Origin of the sequence: Streptomyces sp. NPDC092369 (assembly GCF_044755245.1) — a bacterium.
Lineage (GTDB): Bacteria > Actinomycetota > Actinomycetes > Streptomycetales > Streptomycetaceae > Streptomyces.
Map to the genome: position 1 here is coordinate 452086 of NZ_JBIVQP010000002.1, position 16146 is coordinate 468231.

Genomic DNA, 16146 nt, shown 5'->3' on the forward strand with positions numbered 1-16146 from the left:
TGATCACCATAGACACCTGACAAATCGTCAGTCAGGAGTCGTGCTCAGTGACCTGCTCCACAACACTCGTCCCGCTGCCCGCCGCCGACTCCCATTCCCAGGTCTCCTCAAGGCGCACGCGCCCGTCCCGCGTCTCCACCACCGTCGACACGCAGTGCCCCGAGGCCGTCGTCCCGTCCGTCCTCAGCTGCACGTACCGGAAGTCCAGCCGGTCACCTGACCGAGTGCCCACGAGGTGCCCGCGCACGACGTCGCCGCCCGCGTACTCGGCCCAGATCTCGCCGTCCTTCTCGTGGTAGGTGAAGCGGGTGCGGGTACCCACCTGACCTGCGGACTGGTCGGCGACGGGGGCGAGGACGAGGCCGTCCAGCGAGCGGGCCATGGCGGAAGGCTCCCTTACAGAGGCGCGGAATCAAGGGCTAGGCTGGCCAACGTACAAGCACTCGCGGGAGCCCGGACGCACCGGGCTGAGAGGGAGGCTGGCGGCCTCCGACCGTACGAACCTGATCCGGGTCATGCCGGCGAAGGGAGGGGCTGGACGCCCATGTCGTCACGTACGTCAGACGTCCTCGTCATCGGGGGCGGAATCATCGGCCTGGTCACGGCGTGGCGGGCCGCGCAGCGCGGCTTCGCGACGGCCGTCGTGGACCCCGAACCCGGCGGCGGGGCCGCCCAGGTGGCCGCCGGCATGCTGGCCGCCGTCACGGAGCTGCACTACGGCGAGCAGACCCTGCTGGGCCTGAACCTCGCCTCGGCCCGCCGCTATCCCGACTTCGCGGCCGAGCTGACCGACCTCACCGGCCACGACCTCGGCTACCGCCGCTGCGGCACGCTCGCCGTCGCGCTGGACGCCGACGACCGCGCCCATCTGCGCGAACTGCACGCCCTGCAACGGCAGTCGGGCCTGGAGTCCGAGTGGCTGTCGGGGCGCGAATGCCGGCGCCTGGAGCCGATGCTCGCGCCGGGCGTGCGCGGGGGTCTGCGTGTCGACGGCGACCACCAGATCGACCCCCGGCGCCTGGCAGGCGCGCTGGTGACCGCCTGCGAGCGGGCCGGCGTGACCTTCCACCGCACCTGGACCGAGCGCCTGCGGGTCGTACGGGACCGGGCCGCCGGGGTCACCACCGCGGACGGCACCGAACTGGACGCGGACCAGGTCGTGCTGGCCGCCGGCAGCCTCAGCGGGCGGCTCGCGGGGGTGCCGGACGAGGTGCTGCCGCCGGTGCGCCCGGTGAAGGGCCAGGTGCTGCGGCTCACCGTGCCGCGGCGCTACGCGCCCTTCCTGAGCCGTACCGTGCGCGCGATGGTCCGCGGCAGCCACGTCTATCTGGTGCCGCGCGAGAACGGCGAGCTGGTCGTCGGCGCCACCAGCGAGGAGCTGGGCTGGGACACGACGGTCACCGCGGGCGGGGTGTACGAGCTGCTGCGGGACGCGCACGAGCTGGTCCCCGGCATCACCGAGCTGCCGCTGACGGAGACCCGCGCGGGACTGCGCCCCGGCTCCCCCGACAACGCCCCGCTGCTCGGCCCGACCGCCCTCGCCGGGCTGCTGCTGGCCACCGGGCACTACCGCAACGGCGTGCTGCTGACCCCGGTCACCGGCGACGCCCTGGCGCACGCCCTCGCCACCGGTGAACTCCCGGACGAGGCCCGCCCCTTCACCCCGAAGCGTTTCGCGCTCCTGGAGCAGCCCGCATGAACATCTCCGTCAACGGGGAGTCCCGGGAGTTCGCTCCCGGCACGGCCCTCGACACCGTCGTACGCGCCCTCACCCCGGCCCCCTCGGGAGTGGCCGCCGCCCTGAACGAGACCGTCGTCCCGCGCGGGCAGTGGTCCTCGACGTCCCTCGCCGAGGGGGACCGCGTCGAGGTCCTCACCGCCGTCCAAGGAGGCTGACCCATGGCCGACGACCCCTTCGTCCTCGGCGGTACGTCCTTCACCTCCCGCCTGATCATGGGCACCGGAGGCGCCCCCAGCCTGGACGTCCTGGAACGGTCGCTGGTGGCCTCCGGCACGGAGCTCACGACGGTCGCGATGCGCCGCGTGGACCCCTCGGTGCACGGCTCGGTGCTGTCGGTCCTGGACCGGCTCGGCATCCGGGTGCTGCCCAACACGGCCGGCTGCTTCACCGCGGGCGAGGCCGTCCTCACCGCCCGCCTCGCGCGCGAGGCGCTCGGCACCGATCTGGTCAAACTTGAAGTCATCGCCGACGAGCGCACCCTGCTGCCCGACCCGATCGAACTGCTCGACGCGGCCGAGACCCTGGTCGACGACGGCTTCACGGTGCTGCCCTACACGAACGACGACCCGGTCCTCGCCCGCAAGCTGGAGGACGTCGGCTGCGCGGCGGTCATGCCGCTCGGCTCGCCCATCGGCTCCGGGCTCGGCATCCGCAACCCGCACAACTTCCAGCTGATCGTCGAGCACGCGCGCGTGCCGGTGATCCTGGACGCGGGCGCGGGCACCGCCTCGGACGCGGCGCTCGCGATGGAGCTGGGCTGCGCGGGTGTGATGCTCGCCTCGGCGGTGACCCGCGCGCAGGAGCCCCAGCTGATGGCCGAGGCGATGCGGCACGCGGTGGAGGCGGGGCGGCTGGCCCGCCTCGCGGGGCGCATTCCCCGGCGCCATTTCGCGGACGCCTCGTCCCCGACGGAGGGGCTGGCGCGGCTGGATCCGGAGCGCCCCGCGTTCTGAACACACGTTCGAGCATGGCCGGAATCCGGTGGGACGTCCGTCACAGCTCGGCTGCAGTAACGCCCCGAAATCGCCCGAACCGAGAGGCCTGTCGGTCCCGGCTCGTACACTCACCTGCGTGGATACGACCCTTCAGGACCCTCTGGTCGGGCAGGTGCTCGACGGGCGCTACCGCGTGGACGCGCGGATCGCGGTCGGCGGGATGGCCACGGTCTACCGGGCCGTGGACACCCGCCTCGACCGCGTGCTCGCGCTGAAGGTGATGCACCCCGCGCTCGCGGCCGACGTCTCGTTCGTCGACCGGTTCATCCGCGAGGCCAAGTCGGTCGCCCGGCTGGCCCACCCGAACGTGGTGCAGGTCTTCGACCAGGGCGCCGAGGGATCGTACGTCTATCTCGCCATGGAGTACGTCGCCGGCTGCACCCTGCGCGACGTGCTGCGCGAGCGCGGGGCGCTGCAGCCGCGCGCCGCCCTGGACATCCTGGAGCCGGTGCTGGCGGCGCTCGGCGCCGCGCACCGCGCGGGGTTCGTGCACCGGGACATGAAGCCGGAGAACGTGCTCATAGGGGACGACGGCCGGGTCAAGGTCGCCGACTTCGGGCTCGTCCGTTCCGTGGACACGGTCACCAGCACCACCAACGCCGTCCTCGGCACCGTCTCCTACCTCGCGCCCGAGCAGATCGAGCGCGGCACCGCCGACCCCCGCGTCGACGTGTACGCGTGCGGTGTCGTCCTGTACGAGATGCTGACCGGCGAGCGCCCGCACTACGGCGACTCCCCCGCCACCGTCCTCTACAAGCACATCCACGAGGACGTGCCCCCGCCCTCGGCCGTCGTGCCGGGTCTGGCGTACGAGCTGGACGAGCTGGTCGCCACGGCCACCGCCCGCACCCCCGAGCTGCGCCCCTACGACGCGGTGGCGCTGCTCGCGCACGCCCGTGAGACGCGCGCCGCCCTCCGCGAGGACCAGCTCGACGCGATCCCGCCCCAGGCGCTCACGACGGACCGGGACATCGCCGAGGACCGTACGAGCGTGATCCCGCGCTCGCTGACCGTGCCACGCCGGCTGCCGGTGAACGAGGACGAGGAACGGCGGGACCTGCACCACACCAGCGTGCTGGCCTCGCCCCCGCCCCTGCCGCCCAGGCGGCGCACGGGCCGCGGTGTCCGGCGCGGGCCGCTCGCGATCGTCGTCGCGATCCTGCTGGTCCTCGGCGTCGGCACGGGCCTCTGGTACATCAACTCCGGCCAGTTCACCAAGGTCCCGGCGGTGCTGGCGAAGACACAGGTCCAGGCGAGCGAGCAGCTCAGCGACGCCGGTCTGGACCTCGGGTCGGTCAAGCACGCCTACAGCGACACGGTGAAGCGGGGCACGGTCATCAGCACGGACCCCGTGCCCGGCACCCGGATCCGCGACAACGCCTCGGTGTCCCTGACGATCTCCGACGGCCCGGAGATCGTGCCGGTCCCCTCGCTGAAGGGCTACGCCCTCGACAAGGCGAAGGCCCGGCTGAAGACGGACGGCCTCGAACCGGGCATGGTCACCCGGGAGTTCGACGACGACGTCCCCAAGGGTGCCGTGATCTCCACGGACCCGGCGGAGGGCACCGAGCGGCACGCCGGCGCGGCGATCGCGCTGAAGGTCAGCAAGGGCAGCGCGGTCGACGTCCCGGACGTCACCGGCGAGGACTTGGACGACGCGAAGGCCGACCTGGAGGAGGCGGGCCTGAAGGTCGAGGTCGCCGCCGAGCGGGTCAACTCCGAGTACGACGAGGGCCAGGTCGCCGCGCAGACCCCGGAGGCCGACAGCCAGGCCGGCGAGGGCGACACGGTGACGCTGACCGTGTCCAAGGGCCCGGAGCAGGTCGAGGTCCCGGACGTCACCGGCGACAGCGTCGACGACGCGAAGCAGGCACTGGAGGACGCCGGCTTCCAGGTCGACGAGGACCGTGGTCTGCTCGGCCTGTTCGGTGACACCGTCAAGAGCCAGTCCGTGGAGGGTGGGGAGACGGCGCCCAAGGGGTCGACGATCACCATCGAGATCCGCTGATCATCGCGGGCGGCCCGGCGCAGGACGAGGGCCGCCCGCCCAAGGACGCGGTGCCGGAACGGGTCGTACCGCATGACACCCTGGACCGGTGAAGAGCCCGTTCCCCTCCCGCAACCCCGTCGGCGGTCACGTGCCCGTGGCCGGCGGTCTGAACTCCGTAGGGCTGTCCTACGCCCGTGAGGTGCAGGCCGAGACCGTGCAGGTCTTCGTCGCCAACCCGCGCGGCTGGGCCACGCCGGACGGCAATCCGCGCCAGGACGAGGAGTTCCGCGCGGCCTGCGAGGCCGAGTCGATCCCGGCGTACGTCCATGCCCCGTATCTGATCAACTTCGGCTCGCACACCGAGGCCACCGCCGAGAGGTCGGTGGAGTCGCTGCGGCACTCGCTGCGCCGGGGGCGGGAGATCGGGGCGCTCGGCGTGGTCATGCACACGGGCAGCGCGACCGGGGGCCGGGAGCGGTCCGTGGCCCTGCGTCAGGTGCGCGAGCACATGCTGCCGCTGCTCGACGAACTCACCCACGACGACGACCCGTTCCTGCTGCTGGAGTCGACGGCCGGACAGGGTTTCTCGCTGTGCTCGCGGACCTGGGACTTCGGGCCGTACTTCGAGGCGCTGGACGCGCACCCGAAGCTGGGCGTCTGCCTGGACACCTGCCACATCTTCGCGGCGGGCCACGACCTGACCGGCCCGTCCGGCATGCACCAGACCCTCGACCTGCTGGTGGACACCGTCGGCGAGGGCCGCCTCAAGCTGATCCACGCCAATGACTCCAAGGACGTCGTGGGCGCGCACAAGGACCGGCACGAGAACATCGGCTCCGGCCACATCGGCGAGGAGCCGTTCCGCGCGCTGACGACCCACCCGGCGACCGAGGGCGTTCCCCTGGTCATCGAGACACCCGGCGGCAAGGAGGGCCACGCGGCGGACGTGGAACGGCTGAAGAAACTCCGGGACGCGTAGCCGGCGCGACCTGTCGGAAATACCCCCTGGGGGTATACGGTTCCCGCGTGAGGCAGGAACCGCTACCTGACGTTGGGGGCACTCATGGAGCACGAGGCACACGCACACCACGACCAGCAACGCGACCAGCACCACGGCCACGAGCAGCACCACGGCCATGACCAGCAGCACGACCACGGCCGGCACGAGCATCAGCACCAGCCGACCGGCGGCGCCAGTTGGCAGACCGCCGTCCAGGCCACCCTCCACTGCCTCACGGGCTGTGCCATCGGCGAGGTGCTCGGCATGGTCATCGGCACGGCGTTCGGCTGGGGAAACCTGCCGACCACGATCCTCGCGATCGTCCTGGCGTTCTTCTTCGGCTACTCGCTCACCCTGCGCGGAGTGCTGAAGGCGGGCCTCGGCTTCCGCGCCGCGTTCCGGGTGGCGCTGGCCGCCGACACCCTGTCGATCGCGGTCATGGAGCTGATCGACAACGGCGTCATCGTGCTGTGGCCGGACGCGATGGACGCGGACCTGGCCGACGCGTTGTTCTGGGTCTCGCTGGCGCTCTCCCTGGTGATCGCCTTCGTGGTCACCGTGCCGGTCAACAAGTGGATGATCGGCCGGGGCAAGGGGCACGCGGTGGTGCACCAGTACCACCACTGAGCGTCAGACCTCGGGCCCGTCCCCCAGCTCCTCCTGATAGGAGTACCGCTGCTCCCGCCACGGGTCACCGACGTTGTGGTAGCCGCGCTCTTCCCAGAAACCCCGGCGGTCGGCGGTCATGTACTCCACGCCGCGGACCCATTTGGGTCCCTTCCATGCGTACAGATGGGGGACGACCAGGCGCAGCGGGAAGCCGTGCTCCGCGGTCAGCAGTTCGCCGTCCTTGTGGGTGGCGAAGATCGTGCTCTCGGCGGCGAAGTCGGCGAGGCGGAGGTTGGAGCTGAAGCCGTACTCGGCCCAGACCATCACATGCGTGACCGCCTGCGCGGGCGGGGCGATGTCCAGGATCGCCCGGGCGGGAATGCCGCCCCATTCGGCGCCGAGCATGCTGAACTTCGTGACGCAGTGCAGGTCGCCCACGACGGTGTCGTACGGCAGAGCCGTGAACTCCTCGTGGTTCCAGCAGTGTTTCTCGCTGTCCGCGGTGGCGCCGAAGACCCGGAACTCCCAGCGCTCGGGCCGGAACTTGGGGACGGGGCCGTAATGGGTGACCGGCCAGCCGCGTTGCAGTCGCTGACCCGGCGGTAGCTCGAAGTGGGCCGCTTCACCGCTTCCCCGCTGCACCGACTGACCCATGCCCTCCATCCTGACAGACCGGAGGCGGTGCATCGGACCAACATCCTCTCAATCCGCCCGAAATCGGACTAAGCCTGCCCTTACTTACTAAGTGAAGACTTACTGGACGATCTTCCGTTCGCGGTGCAAGGATGCGGCGCAACCCGCCAGTTCCCCTTGTTTTGGAAGGAGCCTCTGCGATGCAGGGCGACCCCGAGGTCCTCGAGTTCCTGAACGAGCAGCTCACCGGTGAGCTGACCGCGATCAACCAGTACTGGCTGCACTACCGCATCCAGGACAACAACGGCTGGACCAAGCTCGCCAAGTACACGCGTGAAGAATCCATCGACGAGATGAAGCACGCGGACAAGATCACCGAGCGCATCCTGATGCTCGACGGTCTGCCGAACTACCAGCGGCTGTTCCACGTCCGGGTCGGTCAGACGGTCACCGAGATGTTCCAGGCGGACCGGCAGGTGGAGGTCGAGGCGATCGACCGCCTCAAGCGCGGGATCGAGGTGATGCGCGCCAAGGGCGACATCACGTCGGCGAACATCTTCGAGGACATCCTCGAGGACGAGGAGCACCACATCGACTACCTCGACACCCAGCTCCAGCTGATCGAGCAGCTCGGCGAGGCGCTCTACATCGCGCAGCAGATCGAGCAGCCCAGCTGAGACCTCTCGGATCCCAGGGCAAGTCCCAGGTGTGCCCTAGGCGGCGTCCTCCAGCTCGGCCCGCGCGGCCGGCGCCGTGGCGGCCAGCCCCGTGAGCACCGGCTCGCCCCGGTCGGCAGGCTCGCTGCGCGGACAGGCACCCCGGCCCAGCAGCGCCTGGATACGGCGTACGCACGACCCGCAGTCGGTGCCCGCCTTGCAGGCCGACGCTATCTGCCGGGGGGTGCAGGCACCGCCCTCCGCGTGCTTCGCGACCTGCGCCTCGGTCACACCGAAGCAGTTGCAGACGTACACGCGGGTCACCTCCCGGGCGGGTTCGAAATCAGTCGTGCCATCCCGACAATCGGTGAGGCTAACCTAACCTTACCCGCCGCGCACGTGCCACAAAAGTGCCGTGGGGCGGGGATCGTATGTGATCCCCGCCCCACGGCACACTGCTGTAACAGGTGAATCCGATACTGATCTGCTACTGGTCCCTGTACATCTCGGCGACGAGGAAGGCCAGGTCAAGCGACTGGCTGCGGTTGAGCCGCGGGTCGCAGGCCGTCTCGTAGCGCTGGTGCAGGTCGTCGACGAAGATCTCGTCGCCGCCGCCCACGCACTCGGTGACGTCGTCGCCGGTGAGCTCGACGTGGATGCCGCCCGGGTGGGTGCCCAGGCCCTTGTGGACCTCGAAGAAGCCCTTGACCTCGTCGAGCACGTCGTCGAAGCGGCGGGTCTTGTGACCGGAGGCCGCCTCGTAGGTGTTGCCGTGCATCGGGTCCGTGATCCAGGCCACCACCGCGCCGGACGCCGTGACCTTCTCCACCAGCTCGGGGAGCCGGTCGCGGACCTTGTCGGCGCCCATGCGGACGATGAAGGTCAGCCGGCCGGGCTCACGGTCGGGGTCGAGGCGCTCGATGTACTGCAGCGCGTCCTCGGCCGTCGTCGTCGGGCCCAGCTTGATGCCGATCGGGTTGCGGATCCGCGAGGCGAACTCGATGTGCGCGCCGTCCAGCTGACGGGTGCGCTCACCGACCCACACCATGTGCCCGGAGACGTCGTACAGCTGCCCGGTGCGGGAGTCGACCCTGGTCAGAGCGGACTCGTAGTCGAGCAGCAGCGCCTCGTGCGAGGAGTAGAACTCGACGGTCTTGAACTCCTCCGGGTCCGTGCCGCAGGCCCGCATGAAGTTCAGCGCGCTGTCGATCTCGCGCGCGAGCTGCTCGTAGCGCTGGCCGGACGGGGAGGACTTCACGAAGTCCTGGTTCCAGGCGTGCACCTGGCGCAGATCGGCGTAGCCGCCGGTGGTGAACGCGCGGACCAGGTTGAGCGTCGACGCCGAGGCGTTGTACATCCGCTTGAGGCGCTCGGGGTCCGGGATGCGGGACTTCTCGTCGAAGGCGAAGCCGTTGACCGAGTCGCCGCGGTAGGTGGGCAGCGTCACGCCGTTGCGCGTCTCGGTGCTCTTGGAGCGCGGCTTGGAGTACTGGCCGGCGATGCGCCCGACCTTGACCACCGGCACCGAGGCGGCGTACGTCAGCACGGCGCCCATCTGGAGCAGGGTCTTGAGCTTGTTACGGATGTGGTCGGCGGACACCGCGTCGAAGGCCTCGGCGCAGTCGCCGCCCTGGAGGAGGAACGCCTCTCCCTTGGCGACGGCAGCCAACCGGGCGCGCAGCTGGTCGCACTCGCCCGCGAAGACGAGCGGCGGATACGACTCGAGGTCCGCGATCACTGCGCGCAGAGCCTCGGTGTCGGGGTACTCGGGCTGCTGCGCCGCGGGCAGATCTCGCCAGGTGTTGCCAGCGCTCGCGCTGGTCTTAGCGTTCACGGTCACGCCTCAACATTACGGGGTCGTGTCCAACTGCTTCCGCGCGGCTCGACAGATGAGACACCTCGCGCTCGGGTGCACGTGGGGTAAGGTGCGTCGCATGTTCGCGCACTCGACCCAGAACTGGTGGTGGACCGCTCATCCGGCGGCCCACTGACTGCGCGTACGCAAGACTTCGCGAAGGCCGCCCGAGGGCGGCCTTCGGCGTTTCCGGGGTCGTTCCTCACCGATCAGATGGCAGAGGAACCATGGACCTGACACAGCTGCTGCACGACGACCGCCCTTTCGCCCTGCTGCGCCGGCGCACACCGGGCCACGACGAGAACACCGTCGAGGTGTTCCGCGGCCCGGTCACCACCTACGACCGCCTCGCCGACCTCCCCGACGAGGGCCTGGCCCTGATCCCCTTCCGGCAGATCCGGGAACGCGGCTTCGACGTCCGCGACGACGGCACGCCACTGGCGGTCCTGGTTCCCGAGGAGTCGTACGGGATCCCGCTCACCGACGCGCTGGCCCAACTCCCGGCGCACGACGTGCGCGTCGAGGACGGCGGTTTCGACGTGGCCGACGAGGAGTACGCCGGGATCGTCGGGCGCGTGCTGCGCGAGGAGATCGGCAGCGGCGAGGGCGCCAACTTCGTGATCCGGCGGACGTACGAGGGCGCGATCCCGGGATTCGGGCGGGCCGACGCGCTCGCGCTGTTCCGGCGGCTGCTCCAGGGCGAGCGGGGCGCGTACTGGACGTTCGTCGTGCACACCGGGGAGCGCACGCTGGTCGGCGCGAGCCCCGAGGTGCACGTGCGGATGTCCGGCGGCACGGTCGTGATGAACCCGATCAGCGGCACGTACCGCTATCCCGCCGAAGGACCCACCCCCGAGCACCTGCTGGGCTTCCTCGCCGACGGCAAGGAGATCGAGGAGCTGTCGATGGTCGTCGACGAGGAGCTCAAGATGATGTGCACCGTCGGCGACATGGGCGGGGTCGTGATCGGACCGCGGCTGAAGGAGATGGCCCATCTCGCGCACACGGAGTACGAGTTGCGCGGCAAGTCGTCCCTGGACGCGCGGGAGGTCCTGAAGGAGACCATGTTCGCGGCGACCGTCACCGGGTCGCCCGTGCAGAACGCCTGCCGGGTCATCGAGCGGTATGAGCCCCTCGGGCGGGACGGTGTGGGCCGCGGCTACTACGCGGGCGCGCTCGCGCTGCTCGGCCGGGACTCCGGCGGAGCCCAGACCCTCGACTCCCCCATCCTCATCCGCACCGCCGACATCTCCGCCGACGGGCGCCTGCGCGTGCCGGTCGGCGCGACCCTCGTGCGCGGTTCGGACCCGGCGAGCGAGGTCGCGGAGACCCACGCGAAGGCGGCGGGTGTGCTGGCGGCCCTGGGCGTACGTCCCGCACGGCCGCGCGAGGAGCACGCGCGCGTGAGTCTCGCCGACGATCCACGCGTGCGTGCCGCGCTCGACGGGCGCCGGGCCTCCCTCGCCCCCTTTTGGCTGCGGATGCAGGAGCGGACGGACGCCCTGGAGGGACACGCCCTGGTCGTCGACGGCGAGGACACGTTCACGGCGATGCTCGCGCACGTGCTGCGCTCCGGCGGGCTCGATGTCACCGTGCGGCGGTACGACGAGCCGGGACTGCGGGAGGCGGTGCTCGCGCACGAGGGCCCGGTCGTCCTCGGCCCCGGTCCCGGCGACCCCTCCGACACGGCCGACCCCAAGATGAGGTTCCTGCGGGACCTGACCGCGCGGGTCCTTCAGGACAACCGGCACGGCGTGCTCGGCGTCTGCCTCGGGCACGAGCTGATCGCGGCCGAGCTGGGCCTGGAGATCGTACGGAAGGAAGTCCCGTACCAGGGCGCGCAGACGGCGATCGACCTGTTCGGACGGACCGAGACCGTCGGCTTCTACAACAGCTTCGTGGCGCGCTGCGACGACGAGGAGCTGACCGAGCTGGCCGCGCACGGGATCGAGGTGAGCCGGGCCGCGGGCGGTGAGGTGCACGCCCTGCGCGCACCCGGATTCGCGGGCGTGCAGTTCCACCCGGAGTCGGTGCTGACGCTCAACGGGGCAGCGGTGGTAAGGGAGTTGATCGGTCAGCTGCGCGGCACGAGGACCCCCTCGGCGAAGTAGGCGGCCTGATGGGTCATGGGCGCGATGCGGCGCATTCGCGACCCATGACCCACCCGCGCCGGTCGGTCGAGGAGGTCAGCCGAAGAAGACCCCCACCTCCTCGTACAGCGCCGGATCCACCGTCTTCAGCTGGGCCGTGGCCTCCGCGATCGGGACGCGGACGATGTCCGTGCCGCGCAGGGCGACCATCTTGCCGAAGTCACCGTCGTGGACGGCGTCGATGGCGTGCAGGCCGAAGCGGGTGGCGAGCCAGCGGTCGAAGGCGCTGGGCGTGCCGCCGCGCTGGATGTGTCCGAGGACGGTGGTGCGGGCCTCGTGGCCGGTGCGCTTCTCGATCTCCTTGGCCAGCCACTCGCCGACCCCGGAGAGCCGGACGTGCCCGAAGGAGTCCAGCGTCCCGTCCTTGAGCACCATGTCGCCGTCCTTGGGCATCGCGCCCTCGGCGACGACCACGATCGGGGCGTACGTGGCCTGGAAACGGGAGGTGATCCAGGAGCACACCTGCTCGACGTCGAAGCGCTGTTCGGGGATGAGGATGACGTTGGCGCCGCCGGCGAGGCCGGAGTGGATCGCTATCCAGCCCGCGTGGCGGCCCATCACCTCGCAGACCAGGACGCGCATATGGGACTCGGCGGTGGTGTGCAGGCGGTCGATGGCCTCGGTGGCGATGCCGACCGCGGTGTCGAAGCCGAAGGTGTAGTCGGTGGCGGAGAGGTCGTTGTCGATGGTCTTGGGCACGCCCACACAGGGCACGCCGTGGTCGTCGGACAGTTTCGCGGCGACGCCGAGGGTGTCCTCGCCGCCGATCACGATGAGCGCCTCGACCTCCTGCTCGGCCAGGTTCTCCTTGACCCGGCGGATGCCGTCCTCCTGTTTGAGGGGGTTGGTGCGGGAGGAGCCGAGGATGGTGCCGCCGCGGGGCAGGATGCCGCGCACGGCGGGGATGTCGAGACGCACGCTGTCGTTCTCCAGTGGACCCCGCCAGCCGTCCCGGAAGCCGACGAAGTCGTAGCCGTACTCCTGAACGCCCTTGCGGACGATGCCCCGGATGACGGCGTTGAGCCCGGGGCAGTCGCCGCCTCCGGTCAGTACTCCGACGCGCATGGAAGATTCCCTTCGCCGCAGTTTCCTGTGACAGCCACGCTAATGGTGATCCAGGTCACAGCGGGATGGGTGGGAAGGTCAATTCCGCTGAAGCGTCGGCCTGTTCGGCCGTTTCTCGGCGCGCGCGTGCCGCTACTCGTCGTCCAGACCGCGCTCGATGGCGTACCGGACCAGCTCGACCCGGTTGTGCAGCTGGAGCTTGCCGAGGGTGTTCTGTACGTGGTTCTGGACCGTGCGGTGGGAGATGACCAGGCGTTCGGCGATCTGCTTGTAGCTCAGGCCCTTGGCGACCAGGCGCAGCACCTCGGTCTCGCGGTCGGTGAGCTGCGGGGCCTTGGGCTCGTCGCTGCCGGCGGCCGGTGCCGGGTCGGAGGCGAGGCGGCGGTACTCGCCGAGGACCAGTCCGGCCAGGCCCGGCGTGAACACCGGGTCGCCGACGGCCGTGCGGCGCACCGCGTCCAGCAGTTCCTCGGTCGACGCGGACTTGAGGAGGTAGCCGGTCGCGCCGGACTTCACGGCCTCCAGGACGTCGGCGTGCTCGCCGCTCGCGGACAGGACCAGGACGCGCAGGGCGGGGTTGTGGCCGACCAGCTCCTTGCAGACCTGGACCCCGGGCTTCAGCGGCAGGTTGAGGTCGAGGACGAGGACGTCGGGGCCGACGGCCTTCGCGCGGCGTACGGCCTGGTCGCCGTCGCCCGCGGTGGCGACCACCTCGAAGCCGGACGCGGCCAGGTCGCGGGCGACGGCGTCGCGCCACATCGGGTGGTCGTCGACCACCATGACCCTGATCGGGCCCTGCTCACTCATCGCCGCTCCGCCTTCCCGTCCTTCGCACGGTCCGTCTTGGGTTCTTTGGGCACCTTCAGCTCGACCTCCGTGCCCTGGCCGGGCACCGAGATCAGTTCGGCGCTGCCGCCGAGTTCGCGCAGCCGGCCGCGGATCGACAGGGCGACCCCCAGCCGGCCCTCCCCCTCGGCCTGGGCGAGCCGTCCCTCGGGGATGCCGGGTCCGTCGTCCCGTACGGTCACCACGACCTCGTCGGGTTCGTCCTCGATCAGGATCCACGCGCGCGCGTCCTCGCCGGCGTGCCGGTGGACGTTGTCCAGGGCGGCCCCGACGGCGGCGGCCAGTTCCCGCGCGGCCGGCGCGGGCAGCGGCACGGGCGCGCCGGGCTCGGCGAAGCCGACCTTCGCGGCGGCGTAGGGGGCGAGCAGGGTCCGCAGATCGACGGGACCGTCGTCCTCCTCGGGCGCCTCCACCGCTCGTACGACCGCGCCCTGGGCCGCGTCCTCCGAAGCGTGCGATACGGGCACCAGGCCGCCGGAGACCAGCATGCGCAGCGCGACCTCCTGCTCGCCGGCCATCCGGCCCAGCTCGGCCGCCTCGCCGCCCAGGCTCAGACTGCGCCGCTGCACCATGGCCAGCACCTGGAGCACACCGTCGTGGATGTCCCGGGCCAGCCGCTCCCGCTCCCGGGTGGCGGCCTCGATCTCCAGGGCGCGGGCGAGGGTGCGCTCGGAGGCGCGGGCGACCTCGACGACGTAGCCGATGGCGATGGAGGCGACCCAGACGAGGATCACGTTGTGGACGGTGTCGCGGGCGGGGGAGCCGCGCTCGATCAGGTTGGCGACGGCGACGGGCGTGGAGGCGAAGGCGGCCCAGCGCCAGCCGCCTTTGATGGCGAACGCGAGGACGGATCCCGCGGTCCATATCGAAGGCAGGGTGGGTCCGCCGCTGTTGACGTGGTGGTCGTCGGCGACGAGCGGGGTGAGCAGGATGCCGATGAGCGCGATGGAGAGGTCGACGGCGAGGAAGCGCTTGGTGCAGGCGACGGCGTTCTGGATGCGGGGCAGGGTGGCGAGGGTCCAGACGAACAGGACGACGAAGTACGCGATGGCGATCCCGGCCCGGTCGTACTCGTCGTAGGCGGTGGCGAACAGGCCGACCGCGTACAGCATCGTGAGCACCCGGTACGCGGTCAGCGCGCGCCACAGCGGCTGCTCGACCGACATCCTCATCACTTGCTCGCGCTTGGCCATGCCCTGTCCCCCTCCACGCACTCCCGCGCGCCCTTGCGCAACCACCCGCACGCCCCCAGCCTGCCGTGTCCCGACGCCCAGGACCCGGACTTCTACCGATCGGCTTCGGCGGGTTTCCCGGCCGACGACGGCTTGGGGGCTGCCGGGGTGTCTGCCGACGGCTCGCTCGGTACGGGTGGGTCCGTCGGCAGCTCGCGCGCGGACGCCGCTGCCGGCTCGCCCACCGCGGTCGTGTCGCCGGCGTGCGCCGAGCCGGCTGCCGCGTCATCAGCCGAGGGCTCGACCGCCACGGACTCGCCCGCCTCGGGCTCGTCCGATGCCGCAGCGTCGACCTGCGCCGAATCCTCCGCCGCTGCTGCCTTTCCGGCTGCCGACTCGTCCGCCGCGACCTCGGCTGCTGCCGGCTCGCCCGCTGCCGTACCCTCTGCGGACTTGTCCGGGTCGGCCTCGTCCGGTGCCACAGTGTCGGCCGGCGTCACACCCGCTGCCGCCGCACCGGACCGGACCTCGCCCGCCGCCGCCCTCTGTTTCTCGGACTGGGTCAGTGCCGCCTTCGCGGCCTTCTCCGCTTCCTTGACCGCCTTCGTCGCCTCCGCGAGCTGGCGTTTGGCGGCGGTGGCGTAGATGTCGACGTACTCCTGGCCGGAGAGCTTCATGATCTCGTACATGACCTCGTCGGTCACGGCGCGCAGGACGAAGCGGTCGTGTTCCATGCCCTGGTAGCGGCTGAAGTCGAGGGGCTTGCCGATGCGGATGCCCGGGCGCATCAGCTTGGGCATGACCTTGCCCGGCGGCTGGATCTTCTCGGTGTCGATCATCGCGACCGGGATCACCGGGGCGCCGGAGGCGAGCGCCACGCGCGCGAGGCCGCCGGGCTTGCCGCGGTAGAGACGGCCGTCGGGCGAGCGCGTGCCCTCCGGGTAGATCCCGAACAGCTCACCGCGCGCCAGGACGTCCAGACCGCTCTGGATCGCCGCCTCACCCGCGCCGCGCGCGCCTGAGCGGTCCACCGGGAGCTGGCCGACGCCCTTGAAGAAGGCGGCCGTCAGCCGGCCCTTGATGCCGGGGGTGGTGAAGTACTCGGCCTTCGCGATGAAGGTCACCTTGCGGTCCAGGACCGCGGGCAGGAAGAACGAGTCGGAGAAGGACAGGTGGTTGCTCGCCAGGATCGCGGGGCCCTCGGCCGGAATGTTCTCCAGGCCTTCCACCCAGGGTCTGAAGGCGACCTTCAGCGGTCCCCCGATGGCGACCTTCATCGTGCCGTACAACAACCGAGTGCCTCCTGTGTCTGTAGATCAGACCTTAACGCGGCCTGCCGCCAAAGGAGCCGACGACCCTGGTCGGTGTCAGTGCGGTCGCGTACGGTGAATCACCTGGACTTCACGTGACGTCGATGAACCGCCACTCCCATGA

16 protein-coding genes, 1 pseudogene and 1 riboswitch are annotated in these 16146 nt (G+C 70.9%); of the genes and pseudogenes, 9 read left to right on the plus strand and 8 right to left on the minus strand.

Annotation, left to right across the window (positions count from 1 at the left end; genetic code table 11):
• Window positions 1–31 precede the first annotated feature (31 nt).
• Entirely contained in the window at window positions 32–382 is a 351-nt protein-coding gene (locus ACIQI8_RS11690) for a hypothetical protein (RefSeq protein ID WP_402347662.1), read from the minus strand.
• Between the two features lie 53 nt (window positions 383–435).
• Window positions 436–547: riboswitch (TPP riboswitch) on the plus strand.
• Between ACIQI8_RS11690 and thiO the strand changes: the two genes are divergently transcribed.
• The 6 genes from thiO (at window position 545) to ACIQI8_RS11720 (ending at window position 6353) form a co-directional block, all read left to right on the plus strand.
• Window positions 545–1699 carry a glycine oxidase ThiO gene (gene thiO / locus ACIQI8_RS11695; protein WP_402347665.1) on the plus strand — a complete coding sequence of 385 codons (1155 nt, stop codon included), beginning with the start codon at window positions 545–547 and terminating at the stop codon, window positions 1697–1699. It overlaps the preceding riboswitch by 3 nt.
• The gene (thiS, locus tag ACIQI8_RS11700; protein ID WP_402347668.1) at window positions 1696–1896 is read left to right on the plus strand and encodes a sulfur carrier protein ThiS; all 201 of its coding nucleotides are present in this window, start codon (window positions 1696–1698) and stop codon (window positions 1894–1896) included. Before thiO ends, thiS begins: the two co-directional genes overlap by 4 nt.
• Before the next feature lie 3 nt (window positions 1897–1899).
• Entirely contained in the window at window positions 1900–2694 is a 795-nt protein-coding gene (locus tag ACIQI8_RS11705) for a thiazole synthase (protein ID WP_402347671.1), read from the plus strand.
• Window positions 2695–2812: 118 nt separating this feature from the next.
• Window positions 2813–4744: a Stk1 family PASTA domain-containing Ser/Thr kinase gene (gene pknB, locus ACIQI8_RS11710; RefSeq protein WP_402347674.1), complete on the plus strand. Its 1932-nt coding sequence runs from the start codon at window positions 2813–2815 to the stop codon at window positions 4742–4744.
• A gap of 88 nt (window positions 4745–4832) precedes the next feature.
• The gene (locus ACIQI8_RS11715) at window positions 4833–5705 is read left to right on the plus strand and encodes a deoxyribonuclease IV (RefSeq protein ID WP_402347677.1); all 873 of its coding nucleotides are present in this window, start codon (window positions 4833–4835) and stop codon (window positions 5703–5705) included.
• An 84-nt stretch (window positions 5706–5789) separates the two neighbouring features.
• Window positions 5790–6353: a DUF4396 domain-containing protein gene (locus ACIQI8_RS11720; RefSeq protein WP_402347680.1), complete on the plus strand. Its 564-nt coding sequence runs from the start codon at window positions 5790–5792 to the stop codon at window positions 6351–6353.
• A gap of 3 nt (window positions 6354–6356) precedes the next feature.
• On the opposite strand, the gene ACIQI8_RS11725 is transcribed toward ACIQI8_RS11720, so the two are convergent.
• Window positions 6357–6989, minus strand: a complete 633-nt coding sequence (locus tag ACIQI8_RS11725) for a sulfite oxidase-like oxidoreductase (RefSeq protein ID WP_402347683.1) — start codon at window positions 6987–6989, stop codon at window positions 6357–6359.
• 179 nt (window positions 6990–7168) lie between these two features.
• On the opposite strand from ACIQI8_RS11725, the gene bfr reads away from it, so the two are divergent.
• On the plus strand, window positions 7169–7645 hold the full coding sequence (gene bfr, locus ACIQI8_RS11730) for a bacterioferritin (RefSeq protein WP_318015804.1): 477 nt from the start codon (window positions 7169–7171) through the stop codon (window positions 7643–7645).
• 36 nt (window positions 7646–7681) lie between these two features.
• On the opposite strand, the gene ACIQI8_RS11735 is transcribed toward bfr, so the two are convergent.
• Both ACIQI8_RS11735 and ACIQI8_RS11740 read right to left on the minus strand, forming a co-directional pair.
• Entirely contained in the window at window positions 7682–7948 is a 267-nt protein-coding gene (locus tag ACIQI8_RS11735) for a bacterioferritin-associated ferredoxin (protein WP_402347687.1), read from the minus strand.
• 163 nt (window positions 7949–8111) lie between these two features.
• A complete protein-coding gene (locus ACIQI8_RS11740; protein WP_402347690.1) occupies window positions 8112–9464 on the minus strand; it encodes a class II 3-deoxy-7-phosphoheptulonate synthase in 1353 nt (450 codons plus the stop codon).
• A 94-nt stretch (window positions 9465–9558) separates the two neighbouring features.
• Between ACIQI8_RS11740 and ACIQI8_RS11745 the strand changes: the two genes are divergently transcribed.
• Both ACIQI8_RS11745 and ACIQI8_RS11750 read left to right on the plus strand, forming a co-directional pair.
• On the plus strand, window positions 9559–9615 hold the full coding sequence (locus ACIQI8_RS11745; protein WP_071528813.1) for a trp operon leader peptide: 57 nt from the start codon (window positions 9559–9561) through the stop codon (window positions 9613–9615).
• A 91-nt stretch (window positions 9616–9706) separates the two neighbouring features.
• Window positions 9707–11590 carry an anthranilate synthase family protein gene (locus ACIQI8_RS11750; protein ID WP_402347693.1) on the plus strand — a complete coding sequence of 628 codons (1884 nt, stop codon included), beginning with the start codon at window positions 9707–9709 and terminating at the stop codon, window positions 11588–11590.
• 75 nt (window positions 11591–11665) lie between these two features.
• Here the strand turns inward: ACIQI8_RS11750 and ACIQI8_RS11755 are convergent, their stop codons facing one another.
• The 4 genes and pseudogenes from ACIQI8_RS11755 to ACIQI8_RS11770 form a co-directional block, all read right to left on the minus strand.
• Window positions 11666–12694, minus strand: a complete 1029-nt coding sequence (locus tag ACIQI8_RS11755; protein ID WP_402347696.1) for a 6-phosphofructokinase — start codon at window positions 12692–12694, stop codon at window positions 11666–11668.
• A gap of 132 nt (window positions 12695–12826) precedes the next feature.
• Window positions 12827–13501 carry a response regulator transcription factor gene (locus ACIQI8_RS11760; protein WP_124004233.1) on the minus strand — a complete coding sequence of 225 codons (675 nt, stop codon included), beginning with the start codon at window positions 13499–13501 and terminating at the stop codon, window positions 12827–12829.
• Window positions 13498–14733 carry a MacS family sensor histidine kinase gene (gene macS, locus ACIQI8_RS11765; protein WP_402347699.1) on the minus strand — a complete coding sequence of 412 codons (1236 nt, stop codon included), beginning with the start codon at window positions 14731–14733 and terminating at the stop codon, window positions 13498–13500. The genes ACIQI8_RS11760 and macS overlap by 4 nt, the downstream gene beginning before the upstream one ends.
• 518 nt (window positions 14734–15251) lie before the next feature.
• Window positions 15252–15989: pseudogene (locus tag ACIQI8_RS11770) on the minus strand (lysophospholipid acyltransferase family protein); the annotation flags it as partial.
• Window positions 15990–16146: the final 157 nt, after the last annotated feature.